At 71.6% G+C, this 20708-nt stretch carries 11 protein-coding genes; all 11 read right to left on the bottom strand.

The window, feature by feature from the left end; all coding sequences use genetic code 11:
- Positions 1-5682: 5682 nt before the first annotated feature.
- The 11 genes from ABD946_RS34595 to bldG all read right to left on the bottom strand — a co-directional run bounded on the left by ABD946_RS34595 (position 5683) and on the right by bldG (position 20586).
- Positions 5683-6045 carry a hypothetical protein gene (locus tag ABD946_RS34595; protein ID WP_345289623.1) on the bottom strand — a complete coding sequence of 121 codons (363 nt, stop codon included), beginning with the start codon at positions 6043-6045 and terminating at the stop codon, positions 5683-5685.
- A gap of 332 nt (positions 6046-6377) precedes the next feature.
- Positions 6378-6779: a hypothetical protein gene (locus tag ABD946_RS34590; protein WP_345289622.1), complete on the bottom strand. Its 402-nt coding sequence runs from the start codon at positions 6777-6779 to the stop codon at positions 6378-6380.
- Positions 6780-7644: 865 nt separating this feature from the next.
- Complete coding sequence (locus ABD946_RS34585; RefSeq protein WP_345289621.1) at positions 7645-8877, bottom strand: DNA polymerase III subunit delta'; 1233 nt, start codon at positions 8875-8877, stop codon at positions 7645-7647.
- Positions 8878-8904: 27 nt separating this feature from the next.
- Positions 8905-12351 carry a dTMP kinase gene (gene tmk, locus ABD946_RS34580; RefSeq protein ID WP_345289620.1) on the bottom strand — a complete coding sequence of 1149 codons (3447 nt, stop codon included), beginning with the start codon at positions 12349-12351 and terminating at the stop codon, positions 8905-8907.
- 213 nt (positions 12352-12564) lie between these two features.
- Positions 12565-15423 carry a type I DNA topoisomerase gene (gene topA / locus ABD946_RS34575; RefSeq protein WP_345289619.1) on the bottom strand — a complete coding sequence of 953 codons (2859 nt, stop codon included), beginning with the start codon at positions 15421-15423 and terminating at the stop codon, positions 12565-12567.
- Positions 15424-15842: 419 nt separating this feature from the next.
- Entirely contained in the window at positions 15843-16298 is a 456-nt protein-coding gene (locus tag ABD946_RS34570; RefSeq protein ID WP_345289618.1) for a DUF3592 domain-containing protein, read from the bottom strand.
- 251 nt (positions 16299-16549) lie between these two features.
- Positions 16550-18085 carry a DUF7059 domain-containing protein gene (locus tag ABD946_RS34565; protein ID WP_345289617.1) on the bottom strand — a complete coding sequence of 512 codons (1536 nt, stop codon included), beginning with the start codon at positions 18083-18085 and terminating at the stop codon, positions 16550-16552.
- Positions 18086-18234: 149 nt separating this feature from the next.
- On the bottom strand, positions 18235-18978 hold the full coding sequence (locus ABD946_RS34560) for a hypothetical protein (protein ID WP_345289616.1): 744 nt from the start codon (positions 18976-18978) through the stop codon (positions 18235-18237).
- Positions 18979-19007: 29 nt separating this feature from the next.
- Entirely contained in the window at positions 19008-19376 is a 369-nt protein-coding gene (locus ABD946_RS34555) for a cyclophilin-like fold protein (protein ID WP_345289615.1), read from the bottom strand.
- Between the two features lie 169 nt (positions 19377-19545).
- A complete protein-coding gene (locus ABD946_RS34550; RefSeq protein ID WP_345289614.1) occupies positions 19546-19971 on the bottom strand; it encodes an ATP-binding protein in 426 nt (141 codons plus the stop codon).
- Positions 19972-20244: 273 nt separating this feature from the next.
- Positions 20245-20586 carry an anti-sigma factor antagonist BldG gene (bldG, locus tag ABD946_RS34545; protein ID WP_345289613.1) on the bottom strand — a complete coding sequence of 114 codons (342 nt, stop codon included), beginning with the start codon at positions 20584-20586 and terminating at the stop codon, positions 20245-20247.
- Between the last annotated feature and the right edge of the window lie 122 nt (positions 20587-20708).

Below are 20708 nucleotides of genomic sequence, written 5' to 3'. Positions count from 1 at the left end.
TTAGTAGCACGAGTATCTTTTTCACATATTATGCATCATGTTGGGGGATTTTTGGGAGTACGTTTCGCCCACATCTGTTCCCCCATGGAGTTCCAGGTTATGAGTGCGGTACGTGAGCGGAGTCCGGGAGGAGGCCGCTCGTGTACCGGAGATGGTAAGTCACCCGTGAGGTGTCCGAAGGCGATGTTCCTAGCCGAGCGAAGCGGAGTTAGATTCCCAAAACAACGCGCTTGAGTGGAAGGAACGTATCAGATCGCCCTGGCGACATGAGGCGCGAATACCACGCCACAGTTGCCCGCCAGCCCAAACAAGTTGCCAGAGGGGACGAGAAGGGTTCTCCCGGGGGTTACGCTCTTGGCAAGCTGTCGGCCTTGAAGGTCCTGTCCGGCTGCATACAAGCCACGCGTGAGGTACGCGGAGCTCGGCGCCAGCCGGCACGCCAAGCTCTCGGCTGATGAAGGAGTCCTCCCGCCTCACCCTACGCCCGGGCAACTCACCATCCAGGGCACGTACAAGCACCCACGTCATCCCCCACAGACAACCGGTGCGTTACCGAAGTTGAAGTGCGATCGGTCGAGCTAGCCGGAGGCACTACCGATCATGCAAACGCGGGTCCCTCGCTCCGACCTGCACCGTCCCACCCATGCTGCTGCGTCCGAGGCGCTATCGACTTGGGGCTCGTCGACAGGCATGAGGTGGTTCGAACGAAGCCTTCTCACGGTGTAAAAGAGCTTGTTTAATTAGAATCGGGTCACATGAAGAACACAGACTCGAGCCGGGACCACACTGAGGAGACATCTCCGGTCCAGGCCGCCGAGTGGTCAGCGAGCTCCGCTCACGAAACCGGACGCCGACGCGGGACTGTCAGCTAACATCACCGAAGCTGGCAGCACCAGCTGGCGCCCAATGGACGGGGCTAGCCGAGATCGGTCGCGGCCCAGCGAGAAAGAACAACGGGGCAGCTCACGGAGCGGAGATCGAAGACGTCGTGGCGAGCCTCTTCGGAGACCCGATGAACGAACGAGGATGTGGAAGCGGCGGCGCCGCGTGCAAGGGAACAAAGCCGGCCCGCTCGCTGGTGCTACGACTCCGAAGGCGCTTCTCGTCTTGGCTCATCTGCGCATACGAACCGCGGGTAATCGCCAGGCTCGCATCCGACGGCATGCCGGCAGGCTGGGGATACCCCGGTCCTCGTGTCAACTGCGCTGACCACCCCAGCGTTGAAGCCGTTACCACGCGAAAAGACGGATAGGCGCGCTTGAAGTGGCGTGCCTCTTCCCGACGCTGCAGGGTTCGGAAACACGGTCACTACCAGGAGGAACTCTCTGGCTGCCCAGTGGAGGCTGCTTCAGGACGCAGGCGGGCTGCACGGCACACGTAAACGCGATCAGAATGCCTCGTCGCCCGCGCTCGCCGATCGTGCGGGTTGTCCCACGAACCACCCGTGAATTCGTGTTCTGACTACCTCGACCGCCTGGGACGAACTGGGCACACGGGAAAGCTCTGAGGGAAAATCGCGGCTAGGCTTGATCATCAGGGACGTGTGGAGCACCGCGACCTACATGGGTCTGTCGAGTACACTGGCCCCAAGTGGCCGTCCGCGAGTAACCGAAACCGGGCAGAGGGAGCCTCTAACAGGAATGCTCAGCCTCGAGTCGAAAAGTCTTGGGTTCTCAGGGGCCGCCATCCGACCCAAGGCCTCGAACACGCTGCGTGAGATGAACACACGGTTGCGCGACCGAGGTCTCCTTTTCAGGCGCTCCGATCCCAGTAAGAAGCGAAGATCCGCAGCCTCCGCTTCTCACCGTAGACAACAACACGGGCACGACAAGGCGACCTGCTGCCTCGAGCCCATGCATCGAATCAACTCAGTTCAGGTCAGTGACACAGGATCGCACCCAAATGCCAGGAACACTTCTACGGGGAGAACAAGCGAGCCCCTCAAATGGCGCGGTCGGCCCGCGTAAAGCTCGCCCGTAACGGGACTTGGACCTGCCAATACGCACCACGAGCGGATCGAGTCAGTGCGAGGCTGATCTGGCCTGCCACCATCGGCACAGACGTCCTGGTGGAACCGTGCTCGGCGAAGCGCGCACGGGGACAACGTCTTCCTATACAAGCAGCTTCGACGGAGCGTGGCAGGTCCAGTCCGCGGCCACCGCCGCCCTTGCTACAGCAGTAGACCGCCGTGATTGATGTGAAACGGCTCGAGCAGCCCTTCGATGACCACCGAGCACTGGGTGATTGTGGTGCTCGGACGAGTTGACGGCGGCTGTTGCGGGCTGATGCCCGCATCACAGACGCCAGTGGGCGACGATTTGAGCCCGCTCACCGAGCCGGCGGGCGCTCGGGGCCTAGCGCGCCCCACCAGGACAACGGACTTAGACGCACAGTAACGTCCACTGACAGTACCAGGCTCAATGACGCCCAGAGAACAGTTACTCAGCGACAACCACATTGTGCGGATCCGCAGCTACGCCGCGCAACAGCCAAGTGCCGCCCGCACCACTTCATGTGATCGAGCTGCACAACGGCGGCAACCTTCAGGGCACTTTCGAGACCGATACGGCACCAGACGAACACCCGGTAAAACTGTCACAACGCACACAATGCACACACAACCGCTAGCGTCAGCGGCGGCTTCACCGCTGATGGCTCCTCCGGCAGGGACAGTCAACATCAGCGCAGAGTACTCGCCGTATCCACGCAAAAATCGCATGCGTTGGTTTTGAGGGCACCCAAAGCGGAGCCCACGGTTCCAGAATAGGTCACAAAAAGGCCCAACTCCCGCTTCAAATGCGGGAGTGGGCTTACTTGCAGCCGCAAACCAATGAAAATAAAAACACAGGATATCGAACCAACTATACGACCTACGCATTACGACGCACGAGTGTGCAGCGAATCGCAGTCTCGTGACGCGCCACCATACTGAGCTGAACGGCGCGGTGCACGCGACGCGTTGCCTGGCTGTGATCGTGTGAACGACGCCTTCGGCACGGAACGCGGGACCAGCTCTACACGCTGCGCACTCGTCGCTACCGTACGACTTTCCGCAGGCCCGGAGAGCCCCGGGCAGGAGCGGATGTCAGGCCAGAGAGGTCAGGCGAGGAGGAGACCGCGAGCTGCCTAGGCGGCGTGAGAGCCGGCGAACGAGGGGCACGACAACGCACGGTGGACATGACCATGAGAGGGTGCGGAGAGAGGCGCTTGCGCGCGCGCGGAAGGCACTGGTAGCGCGAACCCGGTGAGTTGCGACCCACGCAGCAGAGCAGGACGGGAGACGGATACAGGACGCGAAGGGTCTGCGAGGACGCCGCGAGGAGGAGAAGGAGAAGACGAGGCTCGGTCGCTGGCGCTCGTAGGCGGGGTGCGACGAACTGGGTAGAAATGAAGGAGAGAGCAGGAAGAGAGATCGGCCTTGGGGTCGTTGAGCAGGCCGCCTGCATCACAAACCAGGGCGCGGCGGCGGACACGCGTCGCTCGGTGCCGGCCTGCAGCCTCGTCGCGAGACATCGGACGGCGCGGGAGGGCGTGCGCTCGCGCCAGAACACAGTACTGACGTGGCGGCGCGGAGCAGTGCCCACGAAGCCTGATACAGAGCACGCGTAGGACGCGCACGCCGCCGAACTTGCACCACGGCGAGACGGCCGGAGTTGGCCTCACAGGAGGGAGGATCGGCGCCGAGGGCGGGAGGCTGATCAGGGTGAAGTCGCCGGCATGAAGACGCCGGCACACGCGCGGCGACCTGGTAGCCAGTTGCGTATGAGCTCAGCGTATGCCCTTACGCCGGGCGGCGAGACGGACAGGACGTAGAGAGCGAGACGGACACACGCCGCCCCGGCAGCAGGACAGATGACCAGGGCACACAGACTGACGCACGTACGTCGACGCCAGGTCGTTGACTCCGAGCACGGAGAGCACTCCATTGCGACGGGAAACATGGGGTAGGGCGGTCATCGTACATACGGACGCCACCGGGGCGCCGGAAGCCACCATATTCAGTACCCGTGCGTCGGTAGAGCTATACTTCGCCGCAGCAGCGGGATGCCGTCATGGCCGGAGCCGTGCACCACGCGATGGAAGTACCTGACGGTAGCGCGGTTGACTCCAGCGGCACGCGCCAGCGTGCGTGTCTGCGGCCCACACGCCCACGACGTCGTCTGCGCCATCGGCACCAGGGCCGTATGGGGCGCAGGTCCAGTCAGGCCGTGGCCGTCGCTCGTGCGAGGTGGGAGGCCCGTTTTGCCGGAGTCGAGCTAGTGGCCGGCAGATGCGATACACAACAGGGGCCAGGCGATAGGGAGACGACGTCGCCGGGTGCGCGGGTGTGGAGCTGCCGAACACGTCGACCTACTGATGATCGGGGAGCAGGAAGCGTGCGGACATGAGCAGCGTGCGGCTGATGTGTGTGTGCGTACGGGGCGCGGTGGCGCGGGACCGGCCAGTAGGCGCAGGACCACGGGCCATCCCACGGTTCCATGTCGCACACCGTGGTGCCGGGACCGACAGTGGGCGTCTCGGGCGCGAGGCCTTCTCGAAGATCCCACGCGCAGGGACACACGGCCAGCACGGCGGCGGCAGCGCCCCTGAGGTGCCGAGCGCGTAAGGCACTGAGAAGGCGCGGCGGGGAGCGCGATGCGAGGCAGTTGAGAGCGCCATAGCTTGGCGCGTACATGAGGTTTCAGGTAGACTGCGTCGGACTCGCACGCTCGTAATAGTACTGGTCGCGAACGAGCTCGAGCACGACCCGTGCCTGGCGTCGCCCGGCCTTGGCAGGTGGGTTCAGCGAGCGGACTGCGTGCGCCTAGCAGGGGCGAGAGGAACTCGGGACGTCACATGTCACGCAGTGGATCACGCCTGGTGGTGCCTGCGGCACTCCGTCAGACTATCAGGCGGGATGCGGACCACGGACCGGGACGTGGGCGAGCAGCGCGGCGCCGTCGAGCTGCTGTGAAGAGGCGAGAGAAGATGCAATCGCGAGCCTTCAGATGTTCGCGACACTGTCGCCGACTCTTGAACAGGCGCCGACACCCCACCCGGCTTGGACGCAGAAACACGACAAGTCCTTGGCGAAGGCGCGACAGGCGACGGTCTACGAAGCCGGCCGCCCTGCGGTCCACGGTTGCCGGCGACGACGGCAGTCGGCGCGCCGGAGTCCTATCGCGACGTCCAACACGCATCCGGGCACGACCTTGGCGGCCCACGCGGTAGAGAGACCGGTGCGTAATGGTGAGCGACACGAGGAAGTCACCGTCAGACTTGCCAAGACGGGAACAGCATGACTCTCTCGTCTGCCGACACCAGATATGCGACGCAGCACAGTCCCAGGTCCCAGCGCGCGCCGACTCGTACAGCCAGGTGCGAGAGGATCGGTGTGAGCCGAGCACGAAGCGCACCCTCCACGCGTTCTGCATTGACCCACCCCTCGGCGGAACTACCTCTGTCGCGAGGCCACCAGGCCCCACGTCAGATCTCCGCACTGAGTCGTACAGGGGTGATGTCGACGGCGTGTACGCGTCCGATGTCGCCATTGCCAGGGCTACACGGCAGGCAAACCCGTCACGGCCATGGGAGCGGCCGTAGCATGCCGCGCGCGCGAGTCGACAGGCCTAGAACAGCCCCACAAGTCGTACCGGCGCGACCTCCGCGGCAGTGCGTAGCCCACGTGTGGCCCACATCCGCCTACGGCACCACGTACTCGACGGCTGAGGCGCCGGGGCCCCCCGGGTTGAGCAGCAGCGAGCCGAGCTTGGCCCGGCCACCGGGACGGGTGGTGGCGGGCTTGCGGGCGGCGGCGAGGGTGAGATCGCCGCCGGACGGGGCCGCGTAGTCGAGCGGGACCTTGAAGGTGGCGCACTCGAACTCGCCGTCGCAGGGCTGCCAGGAGAGCTTCTGGGCGTAGTACGGGGCCAGCGCGGCCGGGGTGCCCTCCGGGAGCGGCTGGAGCGGGGTGGCACCGGCGCTCCGGGAGGCCGAGGCGCCGAAGCGGCGTCCGAGGACGGCGGCGTGGACGAGGTGGGGCTGTCGGACCGGCCCGAGGTGCAACCGCCCACCAGCAGCGCGGCGGCGAGCAGGGCGGGCACGAGGCGGACGGGCCGGACTGCGCGCATCGGGGCGTCTTCTCTCGGCAGAGGGGGTCGGACGCCCCGAGCCTAGCGCTCGGTGATCGGCACGCCCGCGCTCCGCGCAGGGCGTCGCCGCGCGCCCCGAACCCGCTTTCGAGCCCGCCAGTGCAACTGCTCCGCTCCGCCACCGCCGCCGTCGCCACCACCGCCGGGGCCCGCAGCTCCGCCATCGCCGTACGGCCGCCGGGGCCGCCGGGGCCGTTGGGGCCGCTGGATGCACAGGTACGGCGGGTACGGCGGGTGCCATGGCCGTCAGCGCGTCAGGTTCTCGGCCAGGTACTGGACCGCCACCCGGACCAGCCGGAGCCGCTCCCGCTCGGGCGCGAAGTCCCGGACCGCGTCGGAGAGCCGGACGTTGGCCTTGGCGGCCCGCCCCTGACCCTCCTTCAGCGCCTTCTGCAACCCGCGCGCCGCGCCCAGCCCCTCCGCGTCGTCCTTGGCGGCGGCCAGCAGCAACTTCGCCGCGGTGCCCTCCGGCGCCTCGGCCGCGGCGACCGCCAGCGCGGCACCGTCGTACCGGCCGGAGACGGCGGCCGCCGCCCCGTACAGGTCGGGGCGGGCCAGTCCGGCGGCGGCCCGCGCAGGCCGCGCCGCCCTCGACGCCCAGCACGCCCCAGCCGCCGGGACCGGGCGGCAGGGTGCGGAAGGCGGCACCGACGGCCGTCCGCAAAGCCTGGTCGTCGGCGATGGCCTGCGGGGCGGCGGCGACCAGCTCGCACGGGTGGCCGGTGCCGGCCGGGGCCGCCGGGGCGACCAGCACGAACGGGCGGGAGCGGCCCAGCTTCACGGCGGAGGCGACGCCCTCGAAGACGTCGGGGAGTTCGGCGTCGGCGGTCCGGCCTGTGGTGCCCGCATGCAGCACCACGACCGGGAAAGCGGGCCTGCGGCTCGGCGCGATAGCGGTCCGGCAGCCAGACCCTGACCGTCCGGGGGCGGCCGTCCGGTCCGGCCACCTCACCTTCCATCAGTTCACCGCCCGCGGGCCTGCCGATCAGCTCGAACCGCGTCACCACGGGCGGGAGTTCGGCCCCGGAGGGGGACGGCTGCACCGGCGGCGCGGCGGGCCGCTCGGCCGCGACCACGGCGGCGGCCTGCGCCGGACGGACGCCCCGGCCGTCCAGGACGACCGCGACGGTGAGCGCGGTCACGCACATCCCGCACAGTACCGCGCCGCCGGCCCTGACCAGCAACGGCCGCTGCTCGGCGGTCAGTTCGTAGGTCTGGGCCGCCTTCAGGTCGCGCCAGCGGACCAGCGCGGCCCGGCCCAGCAGGAACCCGGCAACCAGGGCCACCACCAGCGGTACGACGAGGAACGGTCTGGGCATGCGGCGCACCACCTCTCGGTTCTCGGTGCACAGCGTGCCGGGCGCAGCGGCGGGCGGCGGGACGGCTCCCGGGGCGGGTCCGCAATTCACTCGAAGGGAGGAGGTGATGTTTCGTCAACTCACCGCCGTACGGCGGCAACCGACCACGCCGTCGGTCCGAGCCCCAGCCCTGCGGGGTCGCGCAGCGGTGCTGCTCAGCCCGCCCGGAGGGCGACCGTCATCGCCTCGACCGCCAGCAGCGGGTCGACGTTCCGGTCCAGGGCGCGGCGGCAGGCCAGCACGGCCTCGATCCGGCGCAGCGTGTTCTCCGCGCTCCCGGCGCCCGCAACCCGGCCGAGCGCCTGGCGCTGGTCCTCGTTGGACAGCGCGCCGGTGGAGCCGAGCTGGAGCGCCAGCACGTCCCGGTAGAAGCCGAGCAGGTCCAGCAGGGCGACGCCGAGCGTCTCTCGCCGGGTCCTGGTGGCCCGGCTCTTCTGGCGCTTCTCCAGCTCCTTGACGGCGCCCGCCATCCCGCGCGGCGCGCGGCTGCCCTCGACCGCCCCGTAAGCCGCCCTCAGATCGCCCGTCTCCTTCGCGTCCTGACTCTCCGCCAGCGCCTCGGCGTCCGCCTTGGCGGTGTCCACCAGCCGCTGGGCCGCGGCCAGGCAGCCGCCGATGTCGGCGACCTCCAGCGGGATCTTCAGCACGTCCAGGCGACGGGCCCGGGCCTGCTCGTCCACGGCCAGGCGGCGGGAGCGCTCGATGTCCCCCTGCCCGGCCAGCGCCGCCAGCCGCGCCGCCTCCGGCTCGACCCCGTCCCGGCGGACCAGCATGTCGGCCACCGCCTCGGCTGCCGGGGTGCGCAGCACCAGCAGGCGGCAGCGCGAACGGATGGTGGGCAGCACGTCCTGCACCGAGGGGGCGCAGAGCAGCCACACGGTGCGCGGGGAGGGCTCCTCCACGCCCTTCAGCAGCGCGTTGGCCGCCGCCTCGGTCAGCCGGTGCGCGGCGTCCACCAGGATCACCGACCAGCGGCCGCCGGTCGGGTAGCTGGCGGCGCGCAGCACCAGGTCGCGCATGTCGCCGACACCGATCGACAGGCCGTCGGTGCGGACGTACTTCACGTCGGCGTGGCTTCCGGACAGCACCGTGTGGCAGCCGTCGCAGAAACCGCAGCCCGGAACGCCGCCGAGTTCGAGATCCGGGCTGGTGCACTGGAGGGCCGCCGCGAAGGCCCGCGCGGCGGTGGTCTGCCCGGCGCCCGGCGGGCCGGTGAACAGCCAGGCGTGCGTCATCAGCGAGGCGTTCCCACCCGGGACGGGGGCACCCTCCGACGCTCCGTCAGCACCCGCGCGCCCGGCGGCCACCGTCGCCCGCGCCGCCACGGCCGCCGCCGTCAGCTGCTCGACCACCCGATCCTGGCCGACCAGGTCGTCCCACACACTCACGCCGCACTCCCCTCGTCCCACCCGAGCCTAACCGCAACGGCGGACACCCACGGGCCCGCCGCCGAGACGCACCCGCCACGGCCGCGCCGACCGGCGGGAGAGGTCGACGCCGTGCCCCGTCCCCGCCACGCGGAAGCGGCGGCACGCGGAAGGGGCGGGCCCGGCCACCGGCCGCGCCCCGCCCCTCCGATCGATCCAACGGCTACTTGCGCTTGCGACCCTTGCGGTCGCGGTCCTGCTCCTCGCCGTCTCGTCCCAGCGCGCCCACTCCTCACGGGAGCCGAGCAGGCTGTCGGTCAGGCTGGGCAGGTCGTCCATCGGGGTCTCCTCGGCCCAGGACGGCCGCGGCCGCGGCTCCTCCACCGGCAGCGGCAGCTCCCGGGTCGACTCGGCCTCGGACTCCGCCGGAGCGGCCGGCTCGTCCCGCCACAGGTCGGACGGCACCCGGTCCGCAGGAGCAGCGGGAGCAGCGGGCGCGGTCGGCCTGGCAGGCCGGACGGGCTCAGCCGTCAGCTTGGGCAGCTCGGCGGTCCGGGCACCCTCCACCTTCGGCAGCACGGCCGTCTCGTCCGCGGGGACCCGCGGCAGCACCGCCGTCTCACCCACGGCCGGCACCCGCGGCAGCACCGCGGTCTCGTCCGCCGGGACGCGCGGCAGCACGGCCGTCTCGTCGGCCGGCTTCCGCAGCTCGGTGGTGGCCTGGTCCCGGTCCCGGCCCGGGTGGGCCAGCTCCATGGTGGTGGTCGCCTCGTTCGAGGACGCCACCCCCGAGTCCTCCGCCTCGGCAGCCGACGCAGCCGTCGTCGCGGCAGCCGCCGTGGCCGCGGCAGCAGACGTCGCCGCAGCAGCCGCGGCCGCGGCGACCCGCGCCGCCTCCGCCCGCTGCAGCGCCTCCTCGGCCCGCCGCCGCTGTTCGGCCCGCTGCTCCTCGCGCTGGCGCTGCAGCTCCGCCTGCGCCGCCGCCTCGGCGGCCAGCCGCTGCCGCTCCGCCTCCTCGGCCTTGCGCCGTTCGGCCTCCGCCGCCGCCCGGACCGCAGCCTCCTCGGCCTGACGGGCCGCCTCGGCCTCCGCCTTCAGGCGCGCCTCCTCGGCGGCCTTGGCCGCCGCCTCCGCCGCGAGCCGCTCGGCCTCCTCGCGGGCCAGCCGGTCCTTCTCCTCCTGCTCCTTCCGGAGCTCCTCCAGCAGTTCGAGCCGCTTGCGCTCGGCCTCCTCAGCCTCGGCCTTCAGACGGGCCTCCTCGGCGGCGCGGCGCGCGGCCTCCTCGCGGGCCAGCCGCTCCTGCTCGAGCTTGGCGGCCTTCTCCTGCTCGGAGAGCGGCAGCTCGCGGTCGAGCCGGTGGCGGATCGCGGTCGTCACGAAGGCGGGCTGCTGGCTGCCGTCCACCACGAGGTAGCGGGCGGGGTCGGCTGCGGCCAGCGCGAGGAACCCGGCGCGCACGCGGGCGTGGAACTCGGTGGGCTCGGACTCCAGCCGGTCGAGCGCCTCGGTGAAGCGCTCGCGCGCCGCCTCGGGGGCGACGTCCAGCACCACGGTCAGGTCGGGCACCAGGCCGCCGGTGGCCCAGCGGGAGATCCGGGCCACCTCGGTGGCGGCCAGGTCGCGGCCCGCGCCCTGGTAGGCGATGGACGAGTCCATGTACCGGTCGGTGATCACCACGGCGCCGCGCTCCAGCGCGGGGCGGATGACGTTCTCGACGTGCTCGGCCCGGTCGGCCGCGTAGATCAGCGCCTCGGCCCGGTGCGAGAGGCCGGTGTTGCCGACGTCCAGCACCAGGGCGCGCAGCCGCTGGCCGATCGGCGAACCGCCCGGCTCGCGGGTGACCACGACCTCGTGGCCCTTGCTGCGGATCCACTCGGCCAGGGCGTTCGCCTGGGTGGACTTGCCGGCACCGTCCCCGCCCTCCAGGGCGATGAAGTAGCCGGTGCCGCTCACCCGGTGGGCCGGGACCACGTCCGCGCCGCGGACCGAGCGCAGCAGCTCGCGGCCGAACGGCACGGTGCCCCGCTGGTCGTCGGTCTTCAGCAGCACCACGGCGGCGAGCACCAGCACCAGCAGCCCGGCGGAGCCGACGGCCAGCGCGGCGCCGTCGTGGATGAAGGTGAAGCTGCCCGGCTCGACCTCGCCGAGCGAGATCTCGCCGTACCCGGCGGCGGCCAGCGGCATCAGCACCAGCGCGGCACCGACCACCACCCGCAGCACCGCGTGGAGGTGCTCGGTGACCTTGGGCAGCCGGGCCTCCTCGACCTCCTGGGCGAGCAGCGTCCGGCCGGTGCCGATCACCACGCCGGCGGCCAGGCCGGCCAGCACGGTGAGCAGCAGGACCAGGACGAAGTCCAGCACCAGCCCGGCCAGGATCAGCGCCAGGCCCTCGGTGATCAGGGCCAGCGCCAGCAGCCGGCGGCGGGAGAGCGAGGGCAGCAGCGGACGGGTGATCCGGACGCCGACGGCGGGGGCGAGGCCCGCGGCCAGCACCACCAGGCCGTAGCCGATCGGGCCGCCCCGGTGGTCGACCGAGGTGAGCAGGCCGAGCGCGGCCACGCCGGCCATCGAGGCGTAGGCGGCGGCCACCGCGAAGGTGAAGTAGGGGGCGGAGCCGGTCCGGCCCTTGCTCAGCGCGGGGCCGGGGGTGGCGTCGGTCGGGGCGCGCAGGCCCTGCAACGGGGAGCGCGGGGCTCCGGCCGCGCCGGAGGGCAGCTGCTGGAGGAAGACCAGCACGGCCGAGGCGGCCAGCAGCAGCGCGGCGCCGACCCCGGCGGTGGTGAACTGGTGCGTCCGCAGCCAGTCCGAGCCGAAGGCGGCGAAGACGTTGTTGAGCAGGGTCAGCGCGACCAGCAGGGCACCCGCCAGCGGCACCACGGCCCAGCCGGTCCGCAGGTCGACCGAGCGGACCGTCTCCAGGTAGGCGGCCGAGGGCCGCTGCTCCGACTCGACGGCGTACGGGTCGGCGACCGGCAGCAGGCCGGGGACGGCCGCGTCCTTGGCCACCGTCCAGACCCGCTCGGCCGCACCGGCCAGGAAGGCGGTGCCGAGCAGCAGCCAGAGCGCCGAGCCGGACGACCAGGTGAGCCACCAGGGCGCGATCCCGATCAGGACCGCTCGGAAGGCGTCCGATCCGAACAGCACCCAGCGCCGGTCCAGCTTCGAAGCGACCAGACCGTGCACCGGTCCGAGCAGCGCCGCGCCGAACAGCACGGTGGCCAGCAGCCGCGAGGCCAGCAGCGCGGCGACGGCCAGCGCCCCCGCCCGGTACCCGTGCCCGAACTGACCCCCGATCAGCGCGGCCACCCAGGCCAGGCCGACCAGCACCATCAGCCCGAGCCGGTCACCGGCCCCGCCGATCAGCTGCGCGGTCCACAGCCTCCGGTACGGGCGCAGCCGCAGCAGCGCCCTGGCCCGCTCGCCGGGCGTCCCGGCGGGACGGATCTCCGGTGGCTCGGGGGCACTGGTGGGGCTGGGCTGCTCCTCGCTCGTCATACCGTCAGCGTAGCGGTCACCGCCCGGCGGATAAGAGGGGCGAGTCCCTCCGGAACGCCGTCATCACAGGGTTGTGACACTCCCCTCGCACCCGGCACCGCAGCGAGCCCGCCCTCCCCGCACGCGACGAGGGCCCGCACCGGAGTGCGGGCCCTCGTCGTGGAGCGTCCTGCTCGGTCCTACTCGGTCCTGCTCAGTCCTGCCCGGTCCTGCTCACTCCTGCTCGGGAGCCGCCGCCTTCTTCGCCGCGACCTTCTTGGCGGCGGTCTTCTTCGCCGTGGTCCCGGCCGCCGTGGTCTTCTTGGCGGCCGTCTTCTTCGCCGTGGTGGTCTTCTTGGCGGTGGTGGTCTTCTTGGCCGCCGCCTTCTTCGCCGGAGCCTTCTTGGCCGCCTTCTTCACCGGCCCGCGGGCCCGCTTCTCGGCCAGCAGCTCGTAGCCGCGCTCCGGGGTGATGCCCTCCACCGAGTCGTCCTTGCGGAGCGTCGCGTTGGTCTCCCCGTCGGTCACGTACGCTCCGAAACGGCCGTCCTTGACCACCACCGGTCGCTCGCTGACCGGGTCGGTGCCCAGCTCCTTGAGCGGCGGCGCGGCGGCGGCGCGGCCGCGCTGCTTCGGCTGGGCGTAGATCGCCAGCGCCTCCTCGAGGGTGACCGTGAACATCTGCTCCTCGCTGGTCAGCGAGCGCGAGTCGGTCCCCTTCTTGAGGTACGGGCCGTAGCGGCCGTTCTGCGCGGTGATCTCCACGCCCTCGGCGTCGGTGCCGACCACCCGGGGCAGCGAGAGCAGCATCAGCGCGTCGGCCAGCGTGACGGTGTCCAGGGACATCGTCTTGAGCAGCGAGGCGGTGCGCGGCTTGACCGCGTTCTTGCCGGTCTTCGGGGTGCCCTCGGGCAGGATCTCGGTGACGTACGGGCCGTAGCGGCCGTCCTTGGCGACCAGCATGTTGCCGGACTCCGGGTCCTTGCCCAGCTCGAAGTCGCCGCTGGGCTTGGCCAGCAGCTCCTCGGCCAGCTCGATGGTCAGCTCGTCCGGCGGCAGCTCGTCCGGGATGTCGGCGCGCTGGCCGGGCTCGCCCTCGACCGGCGAGGCCTTCTCCACGTACGGGCCGTAGCGGCCGACCCGCAGGGTGATCTCCTCGTTCAGCGGGAACGAGCTGATCTCCCGGGCGTCGATCGCGCCGAGGTCGGTGACCAGTTCCTTGAGCCCGCCGAGGTGGTCGCCGTCGCCGTTGCCCGCGTCGGCCGCGCCGCCCGCGATCGCGGCACCCTCGCCCTCGCCGAAGTAGAAGCGCTTGAGCCACGGCACGGACTCGGCCTCACCGGCCGCGATCCGGTCGAGGTCGTCCTCCATCTTGGCGGTGAAGTCGTAGTCGACCAGCCGGCCGAAGTGCTTCTCCAGCAGGTTCACCACGGCGAACGACAGGAAGGAGGGGACCAGTGCGGTGCCCTTCTTGAAGACGTACTTCCGGTTGATGATCGTGTCGATGATCGACGCGTAGGTCGACGGGCGGCCGATCTCCCGGTCCTCGAGCTCCTTGACCAGCGAGGCCTCGGTGTAGCGGGCCGGCGGCTTGGTCGAGTGGCCCTCGGGGTTGAGCTGCTCGGCGGCCAGCGGGTCGCCCTCGGTGACCTGGGGCAGCCGGCGCTCGCGGTCGTCCAGCTCGGCGTTCGGGTCGTCGGCGCCCTCGACGTAGGCCTTGAGGAAGCCGTGGAAGGTGATGATCTTGCCGGAGGCGGAGAACTCCACGTCCTGCCCGGTGGCGGCCCGGCCGCCGACCTTGACCGTCACCGACTGGCCGACGGCGTCCTTCATCTGGGAGGCGACGGTGCGCATCCAGATCAGCTCGTAGAGCCGGAACTCGTCGCTGCTCAGACCGGTCTCGGCCGGGGTCCGGAAGCGGTCGCCGGAGGGGCGGATCGCCTCGTGCGCCTCCTGGGCGTTCTTGACCTTGGAGGCGTAGGTGCGCGGGGCGTCCGGCAGGTAGTCGGCACCGTAGAGCTGGGTGACCTGGGCCCGGGCGGCCGCGATCGCGGTGTCCGAGAGCGTGGTCGAGTCGGTTCGCATGTAGGTGATGAAGCCGTTCTCGTACAGCTTCTGGGCCACCTGCATGGTGCGCTTGGCGCCGAAGCCCAGCTTGCGGCTGGCCTCCTGCTGGAGCGTGGTGGTGCGGAACGGCGCGTACGGCGAGCGGCGGTACGGCTTGGACTCGACGCTGCGCACCGAGAACGCGGTCTGCTCCAGGGCCGCGGCCAGCGCGCGGGCGGCCGTCTCGTCCAGGTGCAGCGTGTTGGTGCTCGCGGCCTTCAGCTGCCCGTCCGAACCGAAGTCGCGGCCGCTGGCGATCCGCTTGCCGTCCACCTGGGAGAGCCGGGCGCCGAAGGACTCCGGGTTGGCGGCGTCCACCGCGGTGCGGCCGGTGCCGAAGGTGCCGGTCAGGTCCCAGTACGAGGCGGTGCGGAACGCCATCCGCTCGCGCTCGCGCTCGACCACCAGCCGGGTGGCGACGGACTGCACGCGGCCCGCCGAGAGCTTCGGCATGACCTTCTTCCAGAGCACCGGCGAGACCTCGTAGCCGTAGAGGCGGTCGAGGATGCGGCGGGTCTCCTGGGCGTCCACCAGGCGCTGGTTCAGCTCGCGCGGGTTGCGCACGGCCTCCTGGATGGCGTCCTTGGTGATCTCGTGGAAGACCATCCGGTGCACCGGCACCTTGGGCTTCAGGACCTGCTGGAGGTGCCACGCGATGGCCTCGCCCTCGCGGTCCTCATCGGTGGCGAGGAAGAGCTCGTCGGACTCCGCGAGCAGCGACTTGAGCTTGGTGACCTGCGACTTCTTGTCCGCGTTCACCACGTAGATCGGAGCGAAGTCGTGGTCCACGTCGACGCCGAGGCGGCGCACCTCGCCGGTGTACTTGTCCGGCACCTCGGCGGCCGTGCCGGGGAGGTCGCGGATGTGCCCCACGCTGGCCTCGACGACGTAGCCGGGGCCCAGGTAGCCCTTGATCGTCTTGGCCTTGGCCGGCGACTCGACGATGACGAGTCGCTTGCCGTGCGCGGTCTCGCTGCTCGGGGACACCTTCGCTCTTCTCTCCCGGTCGTTAACGTCTGCTGGGCGGCGCGTGGCGGCCGGGAAGAGCGCGAAAAATCCCGTCCTCCCCGCCGTGTGGAGCTGCCGCTCCGCGACGGCCCCACCAGCGGAGTGTGACCGTACCCTGGCCACCCTTGTCAAACGAACGGATCGCACTTTTTCACCGGCAAGGCCGACCTACGCCACTCGAACGGTAACCCGATGAGGAGCGTTCCCGCCGCGCGGAGGGGGGTGCAGGGCCCTCCGGGAGTCGGATTCCGGACGCGGACGACCGTTCAGCGAGCAGGCCGCACGAGGAGGAAGGCGACGGAGGGACAGCCCCGCACGCCCGCCTCACTCCGACGGGAAGCGGCTGGTTCGCATCCGCACCGATTGCCGGGGGGCGTACGCACCCCATCCACCGGGACCTACCGGGCGAGCACCTCGCCGAGCAGGCTGAGACCGCCGGCCAGTGCGCTGGTGCCGAGCAGCAGCCAGAGCACGTCGCCGGGGACCGCCGAACCGGCCGAGCCGGCCGCCAGCACCACGCGGTTCGGCCGCCGGGCGTCGTACCGGACCTGCACCGCCGTCCCGGGCGTCAGCCAGGCCGGACGCCGCAACGGGGTCTGCCCGCGCGGCCTGGTCAGCACCGAACGGTCCGGACCGGTCGGGACGGAGAGCAGTGGAGCGCTGTCCAGCTCGCCGTAGGTGTCGACGCGGTGCTCACCGAAGGCGTCGTGGTCCGCGACCACCCGGGCGGTGGCGGGCACGCCGTGGCGGCGCAGGCGGTGGCGAAGTCGCAGTTCGACCGCGCACCAGAGCAGCAGCGCGCCACCGAACGCCGTGAGTACCACCCCTGCCGCCAACGCCGTCGGCGTCTCCATCGCCCCGCCCCTCCACCGGCCCCGCCTCGTCCACAGCCTGTGGACAGGAGGCTGGCAGGCACGGGCGGCCGGGTGTCGTACGCCCACCGAAGCGGGGGCCACCCGGAGGTGAACCGGAGATGACGGATCGCCGCAGACACCCTGGTGGCCGTCCGACGGGCCCGCACCGCACCGCCCGCACATTCGAACACCGCCGGGGCCGCCCGCTGTCCACCGCCTGTGGACAACTGCGCGGCCCCGGCCGCGCACCGTCACCCCACCGGCTCGATGAACCCCTGCTCGGTCAGCAGCCGCAGCGACTCCGGCACCCGGTCCCGCAGCACCACCCGGTCCTCGCCGAGCAGTTGGGCGATGGCGTCCACGATCTCGCCCGCCGCCAGCGTGCCGTCGCAGACCCCGACGAAGCCGGCGCCGACGGTGTCCACCTTGGTCGCCCGGCGCATGCCCCGGTTGTGACGGAGGATCACGTGCTCGGGGTCCTCCGCGCCGGGGGCGCCGACCTGCTCCTGCACCACCTCGTCGGCGAGCTGGTACCGGGCCGCCAGCAGCGCGGCGTCGTCGTGGGCGCGCAGGAAGTCCTGCCTGCCGAACCAGTCCTCGATGTGCGGGCCGAGCGGCTGCTCCACCGGGTGCGGCCACTCCTCGATCCGGACCGTCGGCTGCTCCGCACCGCCCGCCCGCAGGGTGATCCAGCCGAACCCGACGCCCTCGACGCCGCCCGCCTCGAAGGCGTCCAACCACTCGCCGTACCGGGCCTGGTAGTCGGAACCGGGGCCGCGGTGGTCCCCGCCGTCGCGCAGCCAGAGCTCCGCGTAGTGGGCCACGTCCTGGACGTCGCGCTGCACCACCCAGGCGTCCAGGCCCGTCCCGGCCACCCAGCCGGCCACCCGGTCGTGCCAGTCCTCGCCCTTGACGTGCTGCCAGTTCGCCAGCAGGTGGCAGTACCCGCCGGGCTCCAGGTGCGCGGCCGCGCCCCGGACGATCGAACGGCAGAGCTCGTCGCCCGCCATCCCGCCGTCCCGGTAGACGAAGCGGCTGCCGGGCGAGATCACGAAGGGCGGGTTGGAGACGATCAGGTCGAACCTCCCGTCCCCGACCGGCTCGAACAGGCTGCCCTCGGCGGTCTCCGCGTTCTCGAAGCCGGAGAGCGCCAGGGTCAGCGCGGTGAAGTGCAGCGCGCGCGGGTTGAGGTCGGTCGCGGTGACCTGCTGCGCGTGCCGGGCGGTGTGCAGCGCCTGCACGCCCGAACCGGAGCCCAGGTCGAGCGCCCGGCGCACCGGACGCCGCACCGCCAGGTTGGCCAAGGTGGTGGAGGCCCCGCCGACCCCGAGCACCAGGTCCTTGCGGGCCACCCCGTGCGCGGTCTCGCCGGAGCCGATGCCGCCCGCTCCGCCGACGGCGCAGCCCAGGTCCGAGACCACCCAGGCGTCCGCACTCGGCAGACCCGCCACCTCGTTGGCGTACGGGCGCACGTCCACGGTGGCCCGCACCTGCTCGCCGTCCCGGGCCAGCCAACGGTCCGTCAGGCAGTCCTCCACCGGCAGCGCGGCGGCAGCGGCCGCGTACGGGACCGGCTGCTGCAGCAGGAACAGCCGCACCAGGGTCTCCAACGGGCTGCCGCCCCCGGTCGCCCGCAGCGCGGGCACGGCCTCGCTCCGGGCGAGCGCGGCGTACGCGGTCGGCCCGAGCAGGTCGAGGCACCCGTCAGCGGTGTAGGAGGCGGCGAGCAGCGCCTCGCGCAGCTTCGCGAGGCGGGCATGGTCAAGCACAGGGCTGCTACTGGTCACCGCCCCATTCTCCCGCCTGCCGACGGGGCCGCGCCCCGGCCGCGGGTCGGAAGGCAGGCCGCAACCGGGCCGCAGGCCGGGGGCAGGCCGCAGCCCGGGCGCGGGGCGGGAGGCAGACGCGGCTACGAGCCGGGAGGCGACCGCCGGGGTCAGCTGCTCGGCGTCGCCGAGGGGGTCGCTGCGGCCGACTGCCCGGCGGTCGGGGACTGGCCCGCCGCGGGCGACTGTCCGCCCGCCTGGCCGCCGCCCTGACCGTCCGTCGGCGTAGTGCTGGGGGCGGGCGTCTGACCGCCGTCCTGGCCCGGTGTCTGACCGGCGGCCGGCTGGCTTCCCGCCGGAGCCGGGGAGGGCTTGCAGCCGGTCTGCTTGGAGATCGCCGCGCCGAGCTCGCCGCTCTGGAGCGTGTTGAGCGCGGCCGTGGACTGCTGGGCCAGCCGCTGGATCTGGTCGCTGACGCTGCGCAGACCGTCGGCGAACTTCGCCTGGTCCCCGTTGGGCAGCGCGGTCAGCTTCTGCTGGACGTCCAGGTAACCCTGGGCGGCCTGCTTGAGCTCCTCCGTCGCACCCTGCTGGACCTTGGCGCCGTCACCGATCTTCGGCACGCCCGCCTTGGCGATCGCGTCCGCCAGCTGCTGGTTGGTCTGCGCCAGCGTCCCGAGGTCGGCGGCGAGCCGCTTCTGCAGGTCGGCCGGCGCCTCCCCCGGGACGACCTTGCCGCTGTCGTCGAGCGCGGCCGTGGACTGCGCGATCGGGTCATGGGCGGCGTCGCAGACGGTCTTCGCCCAGGAGTCGAGCGCGGCGCCGGAGTTGTCGTCGCCGCCGCAGCCGACGGCGCCCACCGCCAGTGTCAGGCCCAGCACGGGTGCGGCCCACAGCCGCTTCTCGAACTTCACGCTGCGAACCTACACGGCACCGCCCGGGCTCAGGCCCGCTCCACCCGGATCACGTCCCCGGGGCGGACGGTGCGCAGCACGGCGGGATCGCCGTCCAGGGCGCCCAGCAGGTTGCAGGGGCTGGCGAGCCGGCACTCGCCGCCGCGCGAGACCGGCGTCGGGCCGTAGGGCAGCGCCAGGCTGTCGCCCTCGGTCCAGAACGCGACGGTGCCGGGCTCGACCACCTGGGCCGCGTCCTCCTCGACCGACGCGGCGACGGGCGTGCCGAAGTAGACCTCCTCGCCCCAGGTGTTCGCGGACGAGGTGATCGGGAGCGCCGCCCAGAGCGCCTCGGACGTGGGGGTGCGCCTCAACGTGGCCGTGGTGTGCCCGGCCGGCCAGAGGATGCGGATGCGCATGGGGAAGGTGTCCTTCTCTCGAAACGGATCCGATCGCGCCGAGAGCAGGGAACAGCCACCTTCAACAGTTTGTCAATGCCCTCGGGGTGGCCGAGAGCACCTGGGGCCCGGGGCGGGAGCCCCAGGGGTTGGGAGCCCCGGGGTCGGACCGGACCCGGCAGGCGAGGACTCAGAACTCGTCGAGCTCCGGCGACAGCGGCCAGCTCATCCGGATCAACCCGCCGCTGGCCCCCGAGGTCACCTCGACGTCCTCGACCAGGCCGGTGATCACCGCCAGCCCGAGCGCGTCCTCGGCGTCCTCCCCGGCCTCCTCGGCGTCGCTGCCGACCGGCGGCAGACCGGCGGCGCCGGCCTCGTCCTCGACCTCGATGAGGAAACGCTTCTCCTGGTCGGTGAGCGCAACCCGGACCGCGCCGTCGACACCACCGCGCTGGTGCAGGCCGACCGCCCGTGAACAGGCCTCGCCGACCGCGAGCCGGACCTCGTCGAGCACCGACTCATCGACTCCGGCGCGCCTCGCCACCGCCGCGGCCACCAGACGGGCCGTCCGCACGTGCTCGGGAAGTGCGCTGAACCGAAGTTCGACCGTTGCCATTGTCTTCCCCTCCGGGATCGTGCCCGGGATCGCACCCCGGGCTCGCGCGGGCCGGACGGCGCCGCGCCGGGGCAGTCGCCCACCATCCGCCACCGGCGGGGCCGCAGTGGCCCCGCCGGTGTGCGAGTGAGCTTCTATGGGCGCCGTCGAACGGAGCGGGGCGGAACCGGAGCCCCGAACCGCGCCGCTGACGGCAGATCAGCACCGCCCGGCCCGTGCCGGAACGGCCCTGACGCCTGGTCAGTCCACCAGGCGAGGGTGCCTGAGCACCCGTCAGTCGTTCGCCGCGACCGCGTCGTCCACCGACGTGTGGATCGGGAAGACCTTGGTCAGACCGGTGATCCGGAAGATCTTCAGGATGCGCTCCTGGTTGCACACCAGGCGGAGCGAACCCTCGTGCGCGCGGACGCGCTTGAGACCGCCGACCAGGACACCGAGACCGGTCGAGTCCAGGAAGTCCACGCCCTCCATGTCGACGACCAGGTGGTAGTTGCCCTCGTTGACGAGCTCGACCAGCTGCTCGCGCAGCTTGGGGGCGGTGTACACATCGATCTCGCCGCCAACCTCGACGACCGTACGGTCGCCGACAGTGCGGGTCGACAGGGACAGGTCCACGGAACCTCCAGCACCTTGCCTTGCTACGTCATTGCGATCCTCGCCGGGTGGCCGCCACCGCTTGGTCGCAAGGCCGGGCACGGCACGGCCGCTGGTCTCGTGTACGAGCGCGGCGATGCAAC

It is taken from the genome of Kitasatospora albolonga, assembly GCF_039535905.1.
GTDB classification, from domain to species: Bacteria; Actinomycetota; Actinomycetes; order Streptomycetales; family Streptomycetaceae; genus Kitasatospora; species Kitasatospora albolonga.
The sequence above is the reverse complement of the archived record's forward strand: the minus strand, read 5'-3'. Positions and strand labels throughout refer to the sequence as shown.